The organism is Micromonospora sp. DT62, from assembly GCF_049847285.1.
GTDB classification, from domain to species: Bacteria; Actinomycetota; Actinomycetes; order Mycobacteriales; family Micromonosporaceae; genus Micromonospora; species Micromonospora reichwaldensis.
This window is the reverse complement of sequence record NZ_JBNCOB010000027.1, coordinates 18,142-33,459: the sequence shown is the minus strand read 5'-3', so window position 1 is coordinate 33,459 and position 15,318 is coordinate 18,142. Positions and strand designations below refer to the sequence as shown.

Sequence of the window (15,318 nt, the reverse complement as noted above, 5' to 3'; positions counted from 1 at the left end):
TCACCATTCCGCGTAGGAGCCGTCGCGGTGCCGCCACGTGGGGCTGCGCCACGCGTGTCCGCGCTTGTCCGCCGCCCGTACGGCGTGCTCGTCGATCTCGATGCCGAGGCCGGGTGCCGTGAGCCGCTCGACGTACCCGTCGACGAACGTCAGCGGGGTCTTGTCGAGGCAGTAGTCGAGCACCTCGGCGCCGAGGTTGTAGTGGATGCCGATGCTCTGTTCCTGGATCAGGTAGTTCGGCGTGGCGAAGCCGACCTGGAGGCAGGCGGCGAGCGCGATCGGCCCGAGCGGGCAGTGCGGGGCGAGCTGCACGTCGTACACCTCGGCCAGCGCGGCGATCTTGCGCACCTCGGTGATGCCGCCGGCGTGCGAGAGGTCCGGCTGGGCGACCGCGATGCCGGCCTGGAGCACCGGCAGGAACTCCTGCCGGTTGTAGAGCCGCTCCCCCGTCGACACCGGCGTGGTGGTGCACCGGACGAACTCGCCGATGAGGTGCGAGTTCTCCGGCACCACCGGCTCCTCCAGGAAGAACGGCCGGTACGGCTCGAGCAGCGGGGCGACCCGGCGGGCGGTGGCGAGGGTGAACCGGCCGTGGAAGTCGACCGCCACGTCCCGCTCGTCGCCGAGCACCTCGCGGGCGGCGGCCACCCGCTGCACCACGCCGTCGATCTCGGCGACGGACGCGACGGTGCTCATCCGGCCGGAGGCGTTCATCTTCACCGCGGTCAGGCCGGTGGCGACGGCGGCGGCGATCTGGTCGCGTACCTCGCTCGGCTCGTCGCCGCCGACCCAGCCGTAGACCCGGATCCGGTCCCGGACCGGGCCGCCGAGCAGCTGGTGCACCGGCGCGCCGAAGTGCTTGCCGGCGATGTCCCACAGCGCCTGGTCGAGCCCGGCGACGGCGCTGGCCAGGATCGGCCCGCCCCGGTAGAACGAGCCCTTGGTCATGACCTGCCAGTGGTCCTCGATGCGCAGCGCGTCCCGGCCGACCAGCAGCTCGCTGAGTTGCTCGACGGCGGTGCGGACGGTCTCGGAGCGGCCCTCGCAGGTCGCCTCGCCCCAGCCGACGATCCCGGAGGACGTCTCGACGCGGACGAACAGCCAGCGCGGCGCGACGAGGAAGGTCTCCACCCGTTCGATCGTGGTCATGGTGTCCTCAGCCCTTCGTGGCGCCGGCGGTGAGGCCGGAGACGACGTACTTCTGCACGAACAGGGCGATCAGCATGATCGGCAGGGTGACCACCGTGGCCGCCGCCATCAGGCCGCCCCAGTCGATGCTGGCGTAGCCGACGAAGTCGAAGATCGCCACCGGGAGCGTCTTGGTGTCGGCCCCGGACAGCACGAGGGCGAACATGAAGTTGTTCCAGGAGAAGATGAACGACAGGATGCCGGCGGTGGCGATGCCGGGCACCGACAGCGGCAGGGTGATCCGCCGGAACGCGCCGATGTGGGTCAGCCCGTCGACGAGTGCCGCCTCCTCGAGCTCGGTCGGCAGGCCGTCGAAGTAGCCCATCATGATGTAGACGATCAGCGGCAGCGACACGAACATGTGGCTGAGGATCAGCACGGTGAACCCGCCGACCATCTGCAGGTTCGAGAAGACGTAGTACCAGGGCACCAGCAGCGAGACGCCGGGGATGACCCGCGCCATGAGCACGACGAGCGCGGACTTCTTCATGTTGAAGCGGCTCATCGAGTACGCGGCGGGCACGCCGAGCAGCAGCGACAGCACGGTGGCCGCGAGCGCCACCCAGAGGCTGTTGCCGATGAACTGGATGTAGTTCGCCTGCTGGAGCACGTTGGAGTAGTTGTCCATCGTCGGGGAGAAGACGAACGCCTTGTCGGTGTCGTAGATGTCGACGTTCGTCTTCAACGACGCGGCGACCATCCACACCAGCGGCGCGATCAGCGACAGCACGACGAGGACGAGGGCCACCGTGCGGAAGATCTTGTACGGCCTGCGCAGCTTCATCGGTCCAGCCCCTTCTTGCGGTAGGTCAGGGCCCACATCACCCCGATGATGATCAGGAAGAAGATGATGAGGACGGTCGATGAGACGCCGTAGTCGTTGTAGTCGAAGCTGAGCCCGTAGGCGTACACGTTCAGGGTCTCCACCTCGTGGAACGACCCGCCGCCGCGCCCCTTGGTGGCGTAGAGGATGTCGAAGGTCTTCAGTGCGTCGATGCCGCGCAGCAGGATCGCGACGATCACGGTGGGCATCAGCAGCGGCAGGGTGACGTGCCGGAACCGCTGCCAGGTGCTGGCGCCGTCGATCAGCGCCGCCTCCTGCGGCTCGTCGGACAGCGACGTCAGGCCGGCGAGCAGGATCAGCACGACCATCGGGGTCCACTGCCAGATGTCGATGAACATCGTCGTCGGCAGGGCCGAGTTCTGCCCGGAGAGCCAGGGCTGGGGGTCGATGCCGACCCAGCCGAGCACCTGGTTGGCCATGCCGATGTTGGGGTCGAAGATCAGCCGCCACATCATGCCGACCGCGACCGGGGTGGCCACCAGCGGCAGGAGGATCGCGACCCGGACCCACTTCTCACCGCGGAACGGCCGCCACAGCAGCAGGGCGATCGCCATGCCGAGGACGACCTCGAAGAAGAGCACGACGCCGGTGAAGAGGGCGGTGCGCCACACGGCCGGCCAGAACCGGTCGGTGTCGCCGAGCACGTCGAGGTAGTTCTGGAAGCCGATGAACGAGCTCTCGGCACGGACCGAGCCCTCGGCGTCGGTCAGGCTGAGGTACCCGGTCCACGCCACCGGAAAGACGATCAGCACGGCGACGAACAACATGGCGGGTGCCGCGAAGAGCCACTTGCGGTGCGCGTTGGCCCAGCGCGACCAGGCCGAGGTCTCCGGGGACGCCGGACGCGCCTCGGGCGATCTTTTGACTGGTGTGGTGACGGCTGACATGAGGTCTCCGGGTGGGTCAGGGCAGCGGCCCGACGCGGGGTGGCGGAGCCGGTCGGCTCCGCCACCTGCGCTTCGGGCTACTTCGCCTCGTCGTCGAGGAACTTCTGGAACGCCTCGTTGGCCGCGTCCGCCGAGGCGGCCGCGTCCTTGCCGGTGATCGCGTCGACGATCGGCTGGCCGACGATCTCCCGCGCCTGGGCGACCTTCTCGACCAGCGGCCGGTCGTGGCCCACGCCGTTGGCGGTGCTGACCGTGGTGGCCTCGGCGAGGTCCTTCGGGTAGGTCGCCGCGCCCTCCGGGTTCTCCCAGACGGAGGTACGGGCGCTGGGCACGCCGGCCTTCTGCTGGGCCAGCGCCTGCTCCTTGCCGGCCGCCCACTGGATGAACTTCCAGGCGTTGTCCTGGTTCTTCGAGGCCTCGTTGACGCCGAGCGCCCAGGACGGGACGTTGTACGGCTTCGAGCCGGCCGGGCCGGCCGGGAAGGCCGCGAACCCGACGGTGTCGGAGACCTTCGACTTGGCCGGGTCGGTGGCGTTCTTGTAGAGCGAGTTGGCCTCGGTGTAGAAGGCCGCCTTGCCCTGGGTGAAGATCGCCATCGCCTCGGACCAGCTCATGTCGGTGCTGATGTTCTCCGGGCCGTGCTCACGCAGCAGCCCGCCGTAGTAGGCGTACGCCTGCTTGGCCTGCTCGGTGTTGATCGAGGCCTTGCCGCTGGCGTCGACGAAGTCGCCGCCGAAGCTGTACAGGAAGCTGGAGAACTGGGTGACCGCGGCCGACTTGCCGGTACGGGCCACGAAGCCCGCCACACCCGGGTTGTCCGCCTCGACCTTCGCCGCCTGCGCCTTGAGCTCGTCGAGGGTCTTCGGCGGGGCGGTGAAGCCGGACTTCTCCAGCAGGTCCTTGCGGTAGTAGAGGACCTCCTGCTCGGTGATGATCGGCACGCCGACCACCTTGTCCTCGTACGTGGTCGCCTGCACCGGTCCGGACTGGAAGTCACCGACCTCGAACGCGCTGTCCGACTTGCTCTTCTCGGTCAGGTCGGCGAGGTACTTGTTCTTGGCGAACAGCTTCCCCTCCTGCAGCGGCCGGTACATCATCACGTCCAGGTCCTTGGACCCCGCGTTCAGCTTGACGTTGTACTGGTCGGAGAGCTGGTCCTCACCGAGCTGGGTGACCTCCACCTTCAGGCCAGACTGCTTCTCGAACTCCGGCAGCGCCTTCTTGATGTTCTCCGTCCAGACGTGGTTCACCAGCGTCACGCGAACGGTGTTCGAGCCGCCGGCGTCGTCCCCGCCGCCACCGCAGGCGGACAGGCCGAGGGCGACGACCATCGCCAGGGAAGTCCCGATAACTGATCGACGTCTCACGTCCAACTCTCCTTATGCCGTGGCCGTGGCCGTGGCCGCCACCCTGACGGGTGGGCCGCCACCTCGCGGTTTACATCCGCTTAACAACCGGATGCTAGGCCGAAAAAACAGATTTATACAAGGGGTAGACCCAACTGATATGCTCCGTAACGTGAAATCGTCCTCCCCGGGGGCTGTGGCCGCCCAGCTCGCCCCTGCCGAGGCTGGCCTGCACGCGCGCGTCCTCGACCGCCTCGGCACGGCCATCTGCGACGGCGAGCTGGCACCCGGGGCGGTCCTCAACATCGACGACCTGGTGGACCGCTACGCCGTGTCCCGCTCGGTCGTGCGCGAGGTGCTGCGCGTGCTCGCCTCGATCGGGTTCATCGAGACCCGCCGCCGCGTCGGGGTCATGATCCGCCCGTCCGAGGACTGGAACGTCTTCGATCCGCAGGTGATCCGCTGGCGGCTCGCCTCGGCCGGGCGCATCGTCCAGCTACGCTCGATCACCGAGCTGCGGACCGCCATCGAGCCGCACGCCGCCTGGCTGGCCGCCAACCGGGTCGGCCACGACGAGGCGAGCGACCTGGTCGGGCTCGCGGCGAAGATGTGGGCCGCCGGCAAAGCCGGCGACGAGGAGCGCTTCCTCCAGCTCGACATAGAATTCCACCGCCGGATCCTGGTCGCCTCCGGCAACGAGATGTTCGTCCGGTTGCAGGACCTGATCGCGGAGGTGCTCACCGGCCGGCACCAGCACCACCTGATGCCGCACCACCCGCACGAGCAGGCCCTCCAACTGCACGCCGAGGTGGCCCAGGCGATCCAGCGGCGCGACGGCGAGCGCGCCCGGCGGGCCATGGTGCAGCTCATGGAGCAGGCCTTCGACGAGATGAGCTCGATCTGGGAGCAGACCGGCGAGACCGCCGGCGCCTGAGGGCCGCCCGCCGGGCTGACGGCGTACCGGCGCGAGCGGCTCGCCGCCGACGAGCCTGCGCGTGCGCGAGCCCCCGGACCTCGAGGGCCACCGATGGTCGTTCCGGCTGACGGGTGACGGGCCCGGCGGCGGTCGCACGGACCGCCGCCGGGCCGTGGTCAGCCGGCGTGCCCGGCGGTCGTCCGCGCCGGCCCGCGGCGGGCCGAGCGGCCCACGCGGGTCACCAGCAACAGCGCCACGATCAGGTACGGCACCGCCGCCACCGCGAACGCGACCCCGGTGGCGAGCAGGCCGTAGCCGCCGTAGACCGCGATGACCGTCACGTCGGTGGCCATCCCGGCCAGCGAGGTGACGGTGGCGCGGCTGCCCCCGGTGATCCGGGCCTGCAACCGGGCGTCAACGAGCACGGTGGCGAGCTGGAAGCCGCAGAACGCGGCCGCGACCAGCGCGAAGCCGGCCGGCCGGGCGGACAGCGCCCCCGCGACCAGGGCCAAGGCCAGGGCCAACAGCGACGAGATCTGCCACACCGACAGGCCGGTGTCGCTGAACAGCAGCGCATACAGCGGATAGAGCAGGACGAGTTCGCTGAGGAACGCGTACCCGTAGAGGTGGCCGCCAGCCGGCGGACGCGCGTGTCGGGGCACGCGCGGAGGGTGGACAGTCATGGGACCTTCCCGTGGGGACGAAACGGCGCCGGACGTACGGCGACCGTGGCGGCCCACGGCAGTGGCCCCTAGCAGTGCATCAACATCGCCACGTCATGCCGCGATGGTAGCCACGCCGGCCCGGGCCGTCGCGCCCTTCGCCGGACACACACCGGGGGTGAGATCCGATGTGGATCCCACCCCCGGCGGTGCGGTCAGCGGCGGCGTTGCTCGCCCTCCAGCGGCGGGATCACCATGGTGGCCTCGCTCTCCTCGCCGGCCGGGCCGGCCGGGACGGTGGCGCCGCCCGAGGTGACCTGGGTGGCGTCCGGGTCGCCCTGGCGCGGCACGGGCACGGTCGGGTCGGCGTCGACGCGGGCACCGGAGACCACCTGCGTGGCCTCCGGGTCGGTGCCGACGCGCGGCGCGGAGACCACCTGCGTGGCCTCCGGGTCGGTGCCGACGCGCGGGCCGGAGACCACCTGCGTGGCGTCCGGGTCGCCGTTCGTGGCCGCCGCGGCGAGGTGGGCCTCGCTGTCGCGGCGTCCGGCCTGGTAGGCGCGCGCGTGCGTGGCGATCAGCCGCGACTCGTGCTCGGCCCGGCTCAGCCACGACTCCCAGCGGCTCTGCATGGGACGGACCAGCCCGCCGCCCACCCCGACGACGAGGATGCCGCCGACGGTGGCCAGCACCGCGATCAGCACCGGAGTGGTGACCGCGGTGGCCACGCCGATCTGGTTGAGCGCGGCGATGACGCCCAGGCCGAGGATGAACACGGAGGCGATGGTGGCCAGGAGCCGGCCGTACGACAGCCCGCCGAGGGCGCCGCTGATGATGTCCTTCACCGCGTTGGCGATGGCGGCGGCCACCACGACGATGACGATCGCGACGAAGGCGCGGGGCAGCCAGGCGATCACACCCGCGATCAGGTCGGAGATGGGGTTCGGCCCCCAGATGCCGAAGGCCAGCTGGAGGGTCACCAGCAGCACGCCGTAGTAGGCGAGCTTGGCGACGATGTCACTGGCGTCGTACCGGGAGCGGGCCAGGGCCCGGCGGACCCCACCGCGTTCCACGGCACGGTCGAAGCCCACCCGCTCCAGCACCTTGTCCACGATCTTCAGCACGGCCTTGGCGATCAGCCAGCCGGCCACCAGGATCGCCACGAAGGCGACGGCCTTGGGCAGGAACAGCATCACCGAACGGAGGGCGTCCCCCACCGCGTCGCCGAAGTTGTCTCTCATCGGAATTCCTCCACACGGCATCCGGGTTCGTCCGGCCCGACCTACCCCCGGCGGCGATCGGGGAAACGCCCGGTCAGCGGCGCCGGCAGCCGTAGGACACCGGGGCCTGGGCCTGCACCGGAGCCGGTGAGGTGATGTTGACCGTGGCCGTCTCGGTCGTGCTGCCCACACCGCTGAAGGCCCAGCGCAGCGTCAACTCGACGGTGCGCTGGCCGTACCCGACCCGCTCGGTGAGCAGGCTGCCGGGCGCGCTGCCGGTGCGCAGCCACTGGTAGCGGATCTCCCCCGCCCGGCCGTTGGTCGACACGGTGGCGACCACGTCGACGGTGACGTCGCACCGGTCGCCGGCCGGCTGCGGAACCGCCACCGTCACCCCGGTCACCTCGAGCGGGCTGATCCGCTGCCAGAGGTAGAGGCCGACGGCGGCGAGCAGGGCGACGGTCAGCAGGGTCGACAGCACCGAGGCCACCGTCCGCCACGCCGACCGCCGTCGCGGCGGCGCCGGCCACGCGGGTGCCGGTGGCGGGGTCGTCGGCACGCCCGGCCCGAACCGCACCTCCCCGCCGGGCGGGACGGCGGACCCGCCGAGCTGCGTCCCCGGACCGGGCGCGGTGGTACGCCCGGTGCCGGCCACCTGCCCGACCTCCGTGGCCGTCGCTCGGGCGGTCCACTCCCCCGGTGCGTGCCGCGCCGCCGGCCACGGCCCGGGCCCCCCGCCCAGGGCGCGCTGCGGCAGCGTCGCCTCGCCGGGGTCCGGGCGCACGGTCGCCGCACCGTGGGCCAGGAACGCCGTCGGCTCCCCCGCCCCCAGGTGCACGGTCGGCTCACCCGAAGCCGGGGATGGTGCCGTGCCCGCCAGGTACCCGGTCGCGTCGCGCGAAGGCAGGTGCGCCGTCGGCTCTCCCGCCGCCAGGTGCACGGTCGGCTCTCCACCGGCCAGGTACACGGTCGCGTCGCGCGACGGCAGGTGCGCCGTCGGCTCCGCCCGTGGCTGCGGATGGTGGGCGCCGAGGCGGGCGGTCGCCGCGCCGTCGTCCGGCTGACGGCGGGTGGGCAGCGCCTCGGTCGGGTCGTTCGGCTGGGTCACGGCGGCCCGCCCTCCGTCGTCGTGGTCGGCATCGAAGTGTCGGGCTTCAGCCCGGCGTGCAGAACGAACGCAGCGTCACGTGGACCGGCGAGCTCTCGGGCGAGGCGTTGCCGGCCTCGTCCACGGCGACGACCCGGACCGGGATCCGGGTGCTGGTCTTCGGCTGGGGCAGCTCGCCCAGGACGCCCCGGAACACCCCGCGCGCGCCCGACGCCATGGGCACCTCGGTGGTGCGACCGTCCAGCGTGTACCGCAGGCTCACTCTCAGCTCCCCGGTGGCCGTACGGTCGTCGGCGACGACCGCGGAGATCGTGCTGGACGTCGGCCCGTACGGGCAGCCGCGGGGGTCGAGTTCGCTCGGGCTGGCCGCGACCCGGCCGACGGAGGGCGCGACGGTGTCCGCCGGCGCGGCGCTGGCGCTGGCCGACGCGGTCGGCGGCGCGGGGGCCGACGTCGCCGGCGCGCCGGTACCGGCCGGCTCCGGTGCGGCCGTCGTCACCGTCGGTGCGACGGGAGGGGTCGGGGTGGGCGTCGTACCGGCCGTCGGGCTCGGCGCGGGGGTCGACGCGGACGGCGCACCCGTCGGCTCCGCCGGCGCCTCGGGTGCGGTCGTCCCGGCGGCGGGCAGCGGCTCGTCGCGGCCGGCGTAGCTGAACCCGGCGCCGCCGAGCAGCAGCGCCGCCGCCAGCCCGCCGCCGACCAGCGCCGCGCGGGCCCGGCCGGATCGCAGCCACGTCCACCGGTCCGTCGCCTCGCCGAACGCGGTGCTGGCCAGGCTGGTGGCCCCGCCGGTGCCGTCCGGGAACGGCAGGAGGGCGGCGAGCAGGGCCGCCCGCCGGGCCAGCTCGCGCAGGCCACGCTCCTCCCACCGCCGCCCGTACGCCTCGGCCGCCACCCGCTCCAGCACGGCGAGGAAGACCTGGGCGGGTTGCGGCCGCTCGGCCGGTTGCTTGGCCATGCCGTGCCGCAGCAGTTCGTGCACCGGCTCGGGGGCCGATTCGGTGGGGATCGGCGCCTGGGCGTGCTGCTGGCGCAGGGTGAGCAGGTCCCGCCCGTCGAAGGGCGGCCGGCCGGTGAGGCACTCGTAGAAGGTGGCGGTGGCCGCGTAGATGTCGCAGGCTGGGCTCGCCGGGGCGCCCGTCCACTGCTCGGGCGCCATGTAGCGGGGAGTGCCGGTGACGCTGACCCCGGAGCTCTCACCCACCGGCATGGCGATGCCGAAATCAGCCAGTTTGCTGGCGCCCTCGGCGGTGACCAGGACGTTCTCGGGCTTGTAGTCGCGGTGCACGACGCCCCGGGCGTGCGCCGCGCCGAGCCCGGCCAGCGAGCCCTTGAGGACGCAGAGCGCCGACTCCGGCGTCGTCGCTCCGTGCGCGCGCAGCAGCTGCCGCAGCGACACGCCGTTGACCAGCTCCATGACGATCGCCGCGCCGCCGGGCGACTCGACGTACTCGTAGAGGCGGGAGACGTGCGGGTCGTCGATGCCGGCCAGCAGCCGGGCCTCGGCGCGGAACGCGGTGCGGAACGCCGGGTCGTCGCCGATGCCGGCGGTGAGGTACTTGATCGCCACCGGGGTGCCGGTCGCCTCGTGCACGGCGAGGTCCACCCGGCCGGACGCGCCGGCGCCGAGCTGCCGCACCGGGCGGTAGCCGGAGACCTGCCAGCCGGTCACGCGTTCACCTCCCCGCCCCGGGGACGACGGGGCCGTCCCCCGGTCGCCATTGTGGTCGCGGGAGCCGGCGCGGCCATCGGCGCAACGGCTGCTTCCGGCCCCCGGACGTCCGGGGCGTCCCGGCGGGTGGCGGCATGGTCGGTTACGGACACACGTCACTGGTACCACCCGCCGGCAACCGCACCGCGCCACGGCGCTCCGGCCGGGTCGGCTGGACTAGGGTGCAGGCCGTGGGCAGCGAGGCGACTCCCGAGGCAGCGACCCGTCGGCCGATGACGACCCGGCGTTGGCTCACTGTCCTGTTGCTGACGATGACCGCCCTGGTCCTGCTCGGCGGGGCCGCCGGCGCCGCCGCGCTGAGGCACACTGCCGCGGTCTCCAACCACCTCGCCGACCAGGTCGCCCCGGCCCGTACGGCGGTCGGCCAGCTCGACAGCGGCCTGCTCGCCCAGGCGGCGGCCGTACGCGGCCACGTCGTCACCGCCGACCCGCGCTTCCTCGACGCGTACCGGCGGGGCGTCGAGAGTGAACGCGCGACCATGTCCCGGCTGCGCGAGCTGCTCGCCGGCGAGCCGGAGGCGCTGGCCGACCTGGACCGGGCGCAGCGGCTGGCCGACCGCTGGCGCACCGAGTACGCCGAACGCCTGGTCGCCTCCCGGCAGGCCGGCGGGACGCCGGAGGAGCTGGCGCCGCTGGTGACCGGGGACGCGGAGACCTTCGCGGCGGTACGCGCCGAGCTGACCGGGCTGGGCGGCCGCCTCGACGCGATCCGGGACGCCGGCCGGGACGACCTCGACCGGGCCCGGGCGCTGCGGGACCTGACCTTCGTGGCGATCCTGGCGGCCCTGCTGCTGTGCGGGATCGTCGGATCCGTGCTGGTGCGCACGAGGGTGCTGCGCCCGCTGGACCGGCTGGGCGCCTCGGTGCGGCAGGTGGCCGGCGGCGACTTCCGGCACCGGCTGCGGCCCGACGGCCCCGCCGACATCGCCCGGCTCACCAGTGACGTGGAGACGATGCGCCGCACCGTCGTGGAGGCGTGGGAGCGCAGCCAGCACGACCGGGACGCCCTGGAACAGCAGGCGGCCGAGCTGCGCCGCTCCAACGAGGACCTGGAGCAGTTCGCGTACGTCGCGTCGCACGACCTGCAGGAGCCGCTGCGCAAGGTGGCGTCGTTCTGCCAGATGCTGGAGCGCCGCTACGCCGACCAGCTCGACGACCGCGCCCGGCAGTACATCGGCTTCGCCGTCGACGGGGCGACCCGGATGCAGGAGCTGATCAGCGACCTGCTCACCTTCTCCCGGATCGGTCGGGTCTACGGTGACCTGCGGGAGGTCGACCTGGCCGAGGTGTTCGCGCAGGCCGAGGCGAACCTGTCCCGGGCGGTGGACGAGTCCGGGGCGACGATCACCCGCGACCCGCTGCCCACCGTGCGGGGCGAGCCGACCCTGCTGACCATGCTCTGGCAGAACCTGCTGGGCAACGCGGTCAAGTTCCGCAGCCCCGACCGGGCGCCGCTGATCCGGGTGACGGTGACGGACACCCCGCAGGGCTGGTCCTTCGCCGTCGAGGACAACGGCATCGGCATCGACCCCCGGTACGCCGAGAAGATCTTCGTCATCTTCCAGCGCCTGCACCCCCGTGGCGCGTACCCGGGCACCGGCATCGGGCTCGCGGTGTGCAAGAAGGTCGTCGAGTTCCACGACGGCACGTTGAGCCTGGACGAGGCGTACCGCGACGGGACCCGCTTCGTGTTCACGATGCCGCGGGTGCCGACGGCGGTCGTACCCGCGCAGCCGGGCGAGCCGGCCGCGGAGTCGGCGGCCGAGGTCTGAGAGCCTGCCCGCCGCCCCGGATCAGGCCTGCGGGCGCCGGTGGCCGTCACCGGGCACCGGCGCGACGGGTTCCGGCCGCCCGGCCGGCGGGCGCTCCGCCGCCGGTGGCTCCGCGCCCCGGGTGAACTTGTCGAAGAAGCGCAGCAGCTCCACCGGGAACGGCATCACCAGGGTGCTGTTCTTCTCCGCCGCCACGTCCACCACCGTCTGCAACAGCCGCAACTGGTAGGCCCCCGGCGTGTTAGCCATCGCCCGGGACGCGTCGGCGAGCCGGCGGGACGCCTGGTACTCGCCGTCGGCGGCGATCACCCGGGCGCGGCGTTCGCGTTCCGCCTCGGCCTGGCGGGACATCGACCGTTTCATCCCCTCGGGCAGCGCGACGTCCTTGACCTCGACCCGCTCGATCAGCAGCCCCCACGGCCCCTCCGTCGGCGCGTCGATGACCGCCTTCAGCTCGGCGTTGACCCGGTCCCGGTCGCCGAGCACGGTGTCCAGGTCGGCCTTGCCGATCACCGAACGCAGGGCGGTCTGTGCCACCTGGAGTACGGCCGAGGGGTAGTCGCGGACGTTGACCAGCGCCTTCACCGGGTCGACGACCCGGTAGTAGACCACCGCGTCGACGGTGAGGGTGACGTTGTCCCGGGTGATCGCCCCCTGCGGAGGCACACCGATGACGGTCGTCTGCATGCTGACCCGGACCATCCGGTCGGCGACCGGGACGATCAGCCGCAGGCCGGGCTCCCGGACCGGCGTGAGCACCCGGCCGAAGCGGAAGACGACGCCGCGCTGGTACTGCTGCACCAGCCGGACGCTCAGCGCGCCGACGAGCGCCAGGAGCGCGGCCACGATCACCACGCCGATCACGACCGCTTCCACGGCACCCCCGATCCGAACGGCTCCCCGGCCGCCCCTTTCCCGCTGCGCCGGGAAGTAGTCCCGGAACCGGCGGTGGCCGGCCGGCCCGTCGGGTCAGCCCGCCGACCCGCCGCGGCCGGACGGGCGGGCGGGCGGCCGCCAGCGCGATCCCGCACGCCGCGACGGCGCTCAGCGGGGCGATCAGGAAGCCGACGGTCACCTCCCCCGCCGCGTCCAGCACCACGCCGGCCACCGCCGCGCCGCCCGCGCTGCCCACCGAGAACGCCGTCGCCGCCCAGGCGAACGCCTCGGCCACCGTGCCGGTGGGCGCCACGTCGTCGATCGCGACGAAGGCGATGGTCAGCAGCGCCGGCAGCGCGAGCCCGCTGACCGCCATCAGCGCCAGCATCGCGGGTGGGGCCGGGGTGAGCAGCAACGGCAGGTAGCCGGCGGCGAAGACGCCGACCACGCGCGGCAGCGTGGCGTGCCGGCGCAGTCCGCCGAAGCGTACGTAGAGCAGGCCGCCGACCAGCGCCCCGGTGGCCTGCGCGGCGAGCAGCCAGCCGGCCCAGGACCGGGCCCCGGCCGCCTCCGCGTATCCGGTCGCGGCGACTGTCACGCTCCCCACCGCCGCCCCGACCAGCAGCAGCGCCCCGAGGATCAGTCGGAGCCGGCCGGCGCGCAGCGGCCCGGCCCAGTGGCGTACCGCCGGCTCTCCCCGCCAGCGCCGGACCGCGTCGGTGGTGGCGAACCACGCGGTGCCAGCGGCCTGGAAGCCCGCCGCGGCGGCCAGACCGCCGGTCGGGCCGGCCAGGCCCAGGGCGGCGAGCGTGACCACCGGGCCGAGGATGAAGATCAGCTCCTGGACGGCGATGTCCAGGGTGTACGCGGTCTGCACCCGGTGCGCGGGGAGCAGGTCGCGCCAGAGCACCCGCAGACACGACTCGAACGGCGGCGCGCCCGCCCCGGCCAGGGCGGCGGCGAACACGGTCACCGGCAGGTTGACGTGCACGGCGGTGAGGGCGAAGCCGATCGTCGACGCCGCCACGGAGAGCCACAGCACCGGCGGCTGCCGCCAGCGCTGCGCCATCCGGGCGAGCATCGGCTGGCCCACGGCGGTGCCGGCGGTGAACGCGCCGACCAGCAGGCCCGCGACGGTCAGCGTCATCGTCTCCCGGGCGAAGACGAGCAGGGCCAGCGGGGCCGCGCCGAGCGGGAGCCGGCCGAGCAGGCTGGCCGCCAGGACCCGGGCGGTCTGCGGCGCCCGCAGCACCGCGAGGGCGGAGGTGTCGGCGGGGTCGGCGGGTGGGTGGTCGGCGGGCGGTACGAGTTGGCGGTGATCGGATCCGGGCATGACTGAGCACTCCCAGAGCGTGGCGGAGATGGACCGGTGGGCGGTGGGGTGCCGGGCCGGTCAGGGAACGTAGTCGGAGCGCTCGTGGCCGTCGCCGTAGAGCGGCAGGTCCGGGGTGATCCAGAGGCCGTGCGCGGCGGCGACGGGATCACGATGGACAGTCTAGACCCGAACGCCGCCACCGATGGGGGCCAGCCGCGCCGGATTGGCCCTGGCCACCGCGCCGACCGGCCTCCCTACGATGGCTGCCCAACGACCTGGGCACCGCCGGGAGGACGTCATGCGGGAGCGCTTCGCCGACCTGTCCACGCCGCTGATCGCCGACGCCTGCGTACGCCTCGGCGTGCCCCCGCGCGCGGCGCCGGCCGGGATCCGGGCGGTCGTCCCCGGTCACCGCCTCGTGGGCCGGGCGCTGCCGGTGCGCCACCACGGCAGCGTGGACGTGTTCCTGGAGGCGTACGCGCACGCGACCCCGGGCGACGTGCTCGTGATCGACAACGGCGGCCGGAGCGACGAGGCGTGCGTCGGGGACCTGGCGGTGCTGGAAGGCGTCGCGGCCGGCATCGCCGGGCTCGTCGTCTGGGGCCTGCACCGGGACACGCCCGAGCTGGTGGAGATCGGCCTGCCCGTCTTCAGCTACGGCAGCCTCCCGTCGGGCCCGGCCCGCCTCGATGCGCGGGAGCCGGAGACCCTCACCAGCGCCCGGGTCGGGCCGCACGTGGTGACCGCCGACGACCTCGTCGTCGCCGACGACGACGGGGTGCTGTTCGTGCCCGCCGCGCGGGCCGCGGAGCTGTTCGCGGCGGCGGAGCGCATCGGGACCGTCGAGCGGGTCCAGGCGCGGCGGATCCGCGCCGGGGAGACGCTGCGGGAGCAGACCGCCTTCGCCGACTACCTGGCCCGCCGCGCCGCCGACCCCGCCCACACCTTCCGGCAGCACCTGCGGCAGGTCGGCGGGGCGATCGAGGAGTGACCGGGTTCCACCGCAGGCGCGCGTGAGGGTGGTCATAGCGGCTGGACGACCCACCGTGGCGGGCTGCTAGCCTCGTCGGCAGGTCATGAGCGCCAGCGTCAAGCCCCGGCTCGCTGGCCGGCAACCCTCGTCCGCGCAGGGGTGCCCCGGGTGAGGACCAGGCACCGGAGCGGCTCCGGTGCAAGCGCGGCCTGGTTCCCAGGTCGTCCCGACCGAGGAGAGCCATGTCCTTCCGCATCTGCGCCCCACCGGCGGTCCCCGCCGTGGCCCCGACGTCGCCGGCGCTGATCCGGCGCCGCCACATCGACATGATGCGGGTCTGCGCCACCTCCTGTCGCCCCGGCGACGCGCGCTAGCCGCGCCACCCCTTCTTTCCCGAACCATTCCAGCGGTACGCCCATCGGGCGCACCGTCGGTGACGCGCGCCCCGTGCCCGTCGCCGCAGACACCTCATCGGAGAC

General features: G+C 73.3%; 13 protein-coding genes, 2 pseudogenes and 1 riboswitch. Of the genes and pseudogenes, 5 read left to right on the top strand and 10 right to left on the bottom strand.

The window, feature by feature from the left end; all coding sequences use genetic code 11:
• From dgoD to ACPXCB_RS26430, 4 genes are all read right to left on the bottom strand, one after another.
• A complete protein-coding gene (gene dgoD, locus ACPXCB_RS26445) occupies nucleotides 1-1,149 on the bottom strand; it encodes a galactonate dehydratase (protein WP_425878391.1) in 1,149 nt (382 codons plus the stop codon).
• 7 nt (nucleotides 1,150-1,156) lie between these two features.
• Nucleotides 1,157-1,972: a carbohydrate ABC transporter permease gene (locus ACPXCB_RS26440; protein ID WP_151453636.1), complete on the bottom strand. Its 816-nt coding sequence runs from the start codon at nucleotides 1,970-1,972 to the stop codon at nucleotides 1,157-1,159.
• Nucleotides 1,969-2,919: a carbohydrate ABC transporter permease gene (locus ACPXCB_RS26435; protein ID WP_425878389.1), complete on the bottom strand. Its 951-nt coding sequence runs from the start codon at nucleotides 2,917-2,919 to the stop codon at nucleotides 1,969-1,971. The genes ACPXCB_RS26440 and ACPXCB_RS26435 overlap by 4 nt, the downstream gene beginning before the upstream one ends.
• A gap of 77 nt (nucleotides 2,920-2,996) precedes the next feature.
• Nucleotides 2,997-4,286, bottom strand: coding sequence for an ABC transporter substrate-binding protein (locus ACPXCB_RS26430; RefSeq protein ID WP_425878388.1), 1,290 nt, complete (start codon nucleotides 4,284-4,286; stop codon nucleotides 2,997-2,999).
• Nucleotides 4,287-4,437: 151 nt separating this feature from the next.
• On the opposite strand from ACPXCB_RS26430, the gene ACPXCB_RS26425 reads away from it, so the two are divergent.
• A complete protein-coding gene (locus ACPXCB_RS26425) occupies nucleotides 4,438-5,199 on the top strand; it encodes a FadR/GntR family transcriptional regulator (RefSeq protein ID WP_425878386.1) in 762 nt (253 codons plus the stop codon).
• A gap of 158 nt (nucleotides 5,200-5,357) precedes the next feature.
• On the opposite strand, the pseudogene ACPXCB_RS26420 reads toward ACPXCB_RS26425, so the two are convergent.
• The 4 genes and pseudogenes from ACPXCB_RS26420 to ACPXCB_RS26405 all read right to left on the bottom strand — a co-directional run.
• A pseudogene (locus ACPXCB_RS26420) lies at nucleotides 5,358-5,690 on the bottom strand (hypothetical protein); the annotation flags it as partial.
• Nucleotides 5,691-6,058: 368 nt separating this feature from the next.
• Nucleotides 6,059-7,084, bottom strand: a complete 1,026-nt coding sequence (locus ACPXCB_RS26415) for a mechanosensitive ion channel family protein (RefSeq protein WP_425878384.1) — start codon at nucleotides 7,082-7,084, stop codon at nucleotides 6,059-6,061.
• A gap of 73 nt (nucleotides 7,085-7,157) precedes the next feature.
• Nucleotides 7,158-8,171, bottom strand: coding sequence for a hypothetical protein (locus ACPXCB_RS26410; RefSeq protein ID WP_425878382.1), 1,014 nt, complete (start codon nucleotides 8,169-8,171; stop codon nucleotides 7,158-7,160).
• A gap of 46 nt (nucleotides 8,172-8,217) precedes the next feature.
• A complete protein-coding gene (locus tag ACPXCB_RS26405; protein WP_425878380.1) occupies nucleotides 8,218-9,843 on the bottom strand; it encodes a serine/threonine-protein kinase in 1,626 nt (541 codons plus the stop codon).
• A 272-nt stretch (nucleotides 9,844-10,115) separates the two neighbouring features.
• Here ACPXCB_RS26405 and ACPXCB_RS26400 point away from each other — a divergent pair, with 272 nt between their 5' ends.
• Complete coding sequence (locus ACPXCB_RS26400) at nucleotides 10,116-11,675, top strand: sensor histidine kinase (protein WP_425878379.1); 1,560 nt, start codon at nucleotides 10,116-10,118, stop codon at nucleotides 11,673-11,675.
• 21 nt (nucleotides 11,676-11,696) lie between these two features.
• Here the strand turns inward: ACPXCB_RS26400 and ACPXCB_RS26395 are convergent, their stop codons facing one another.
• Nucleotides 11,697-12,551 (bottom strand): SPFH domain-containing protein, encoded by an 855-nt coding sequence (locus ACPXCB_RS26395; RefSeq protein ID WP_425878377.1) that lies wholly within the window; start codon nucleotides 12,549-12,551, stop codon nucleotides 11,697-11,699.
• A 302-nt stretch (nucleotides 12,552-12,853) separates the two neighbouring features.
• Between ACPXCB_RS26395 and ACPXCB_RS26390 the strand changes: the two genes are divergently transcribed.
• Nucleotides 12,854-12,976, top strand: a complete 123-nt coding sequence (locus ACPXCB_RS26390; protein ID WP_425878375.1) for a hypothetical protein — start codon at nucleotides 12,854-12,856, stop codon at nucleotides 12,974-12,976.
• Between the two features lie 167 nt (nucleotides 12,977-13,143).
• Here the strand turns inward: ACPXCB_RS26390 and ACPXCB_RS26385 are convergent.
• Nucleotides 13,144-13,698: pseudogene (locus ACPXCB_RS26385) on the bottom strand (MFS transporter); the annotation flags it as partial.
• Nucleotides 13,699-14,164: 466 nt separating this feature from the next.
• Between ACPXCB_RS26385 and ACPXCB_RS26380 the strand changes: the two are divergent.
• Both ACPXCB_RS26380 and ACPXCB_RS26375 read left to right on the top strand, forming a co-directional pair.
• Complete coding sequence (locus ACPXCB_RS26380; protein WP_425878374.1) at nucleotides 14,165-14,857, top strand: RraA family protein; 693 nt, start codon at nucleotides 14,165-14,167, stop codon at nucleotides 14,855-14,857.
• Nucleotides 14,858-14,938: 81 nt separating this feature from the next.
• Nucleotides 14,939-15,050: riboswitch (SAM riboswitch) on the top strand.
• A gap of 31 nt (nucleotides 15,051-15,081) precedes the next feature.
• A complete protein-coding gene (locus tag ACPXCB_RS26375) occupies nucleotides 15,082-15,213 on the top strand; it encodes a hypothetical protein (protein ID WP_357580726.1) in 132 nt (43 codons plus the stop codon).
• Nucleotides 15,214-15,318 lie beyond the last annotated feature (105 nt).

What these genes read in the sequence shown, in the direction of transcription:
- dgoD (WP_425878391.1), bottom strand. Translation starts at nt 1,149, where the DNA reads ATGACCACGATCGAACGGGTGGAGACCTTCCTCGTCGCGCCGCGCTGG.
- ACPXCB_RS26440 (WP_151453636.1), bottom strand. Translation starts at nt 1,972, where the DNA reads ATGAAGCTGCGCAGGCCGTACAAGATCTTCCGCACGGTGGCCCTCGTC.
- ACPXCB_RS26435 (WP_425878389.1), bottom strand. Translation starts at nt 2,919, where the DNA reads ATGTCAGCCGTCACCACACCAGTCAAAAGATCGCCCGAGGCGCGTCCG.
- ACPXCB_RS26415 (WP_425878384.1), bottom strand. Translation starts at nt 7,084, where the DNA reads ATGAGAGACAACTTCGGCGACGCGGTGGGGGACGCCCTCCGTTCGGTG.
- ACPXCB_RS26400 (WP_425878379.1), top strand. Translation starts at nt 10,116, where the DNA reads ATGACGACCCGGCGTTGGCTCACTGTCCTGTTGCTGACGATGACCGCC.
- ACPXCB_RS26380 (WP_425878374.1), top strand. Translation starts at nt 14,165, where the DNA reads ATGCGGGAGCGCTTCGCCGACCTGTCCACGCCGCTGATCGCCGACGCC.
- ACPXCB_RS26375 (WP_357580726.1), top strand. Translation starts at nt 15,082, where the DNA reads ATGTCCTTCCGCATCTGCGCCCCACCGGCGGTCCCCGCCGTGGCCCCG.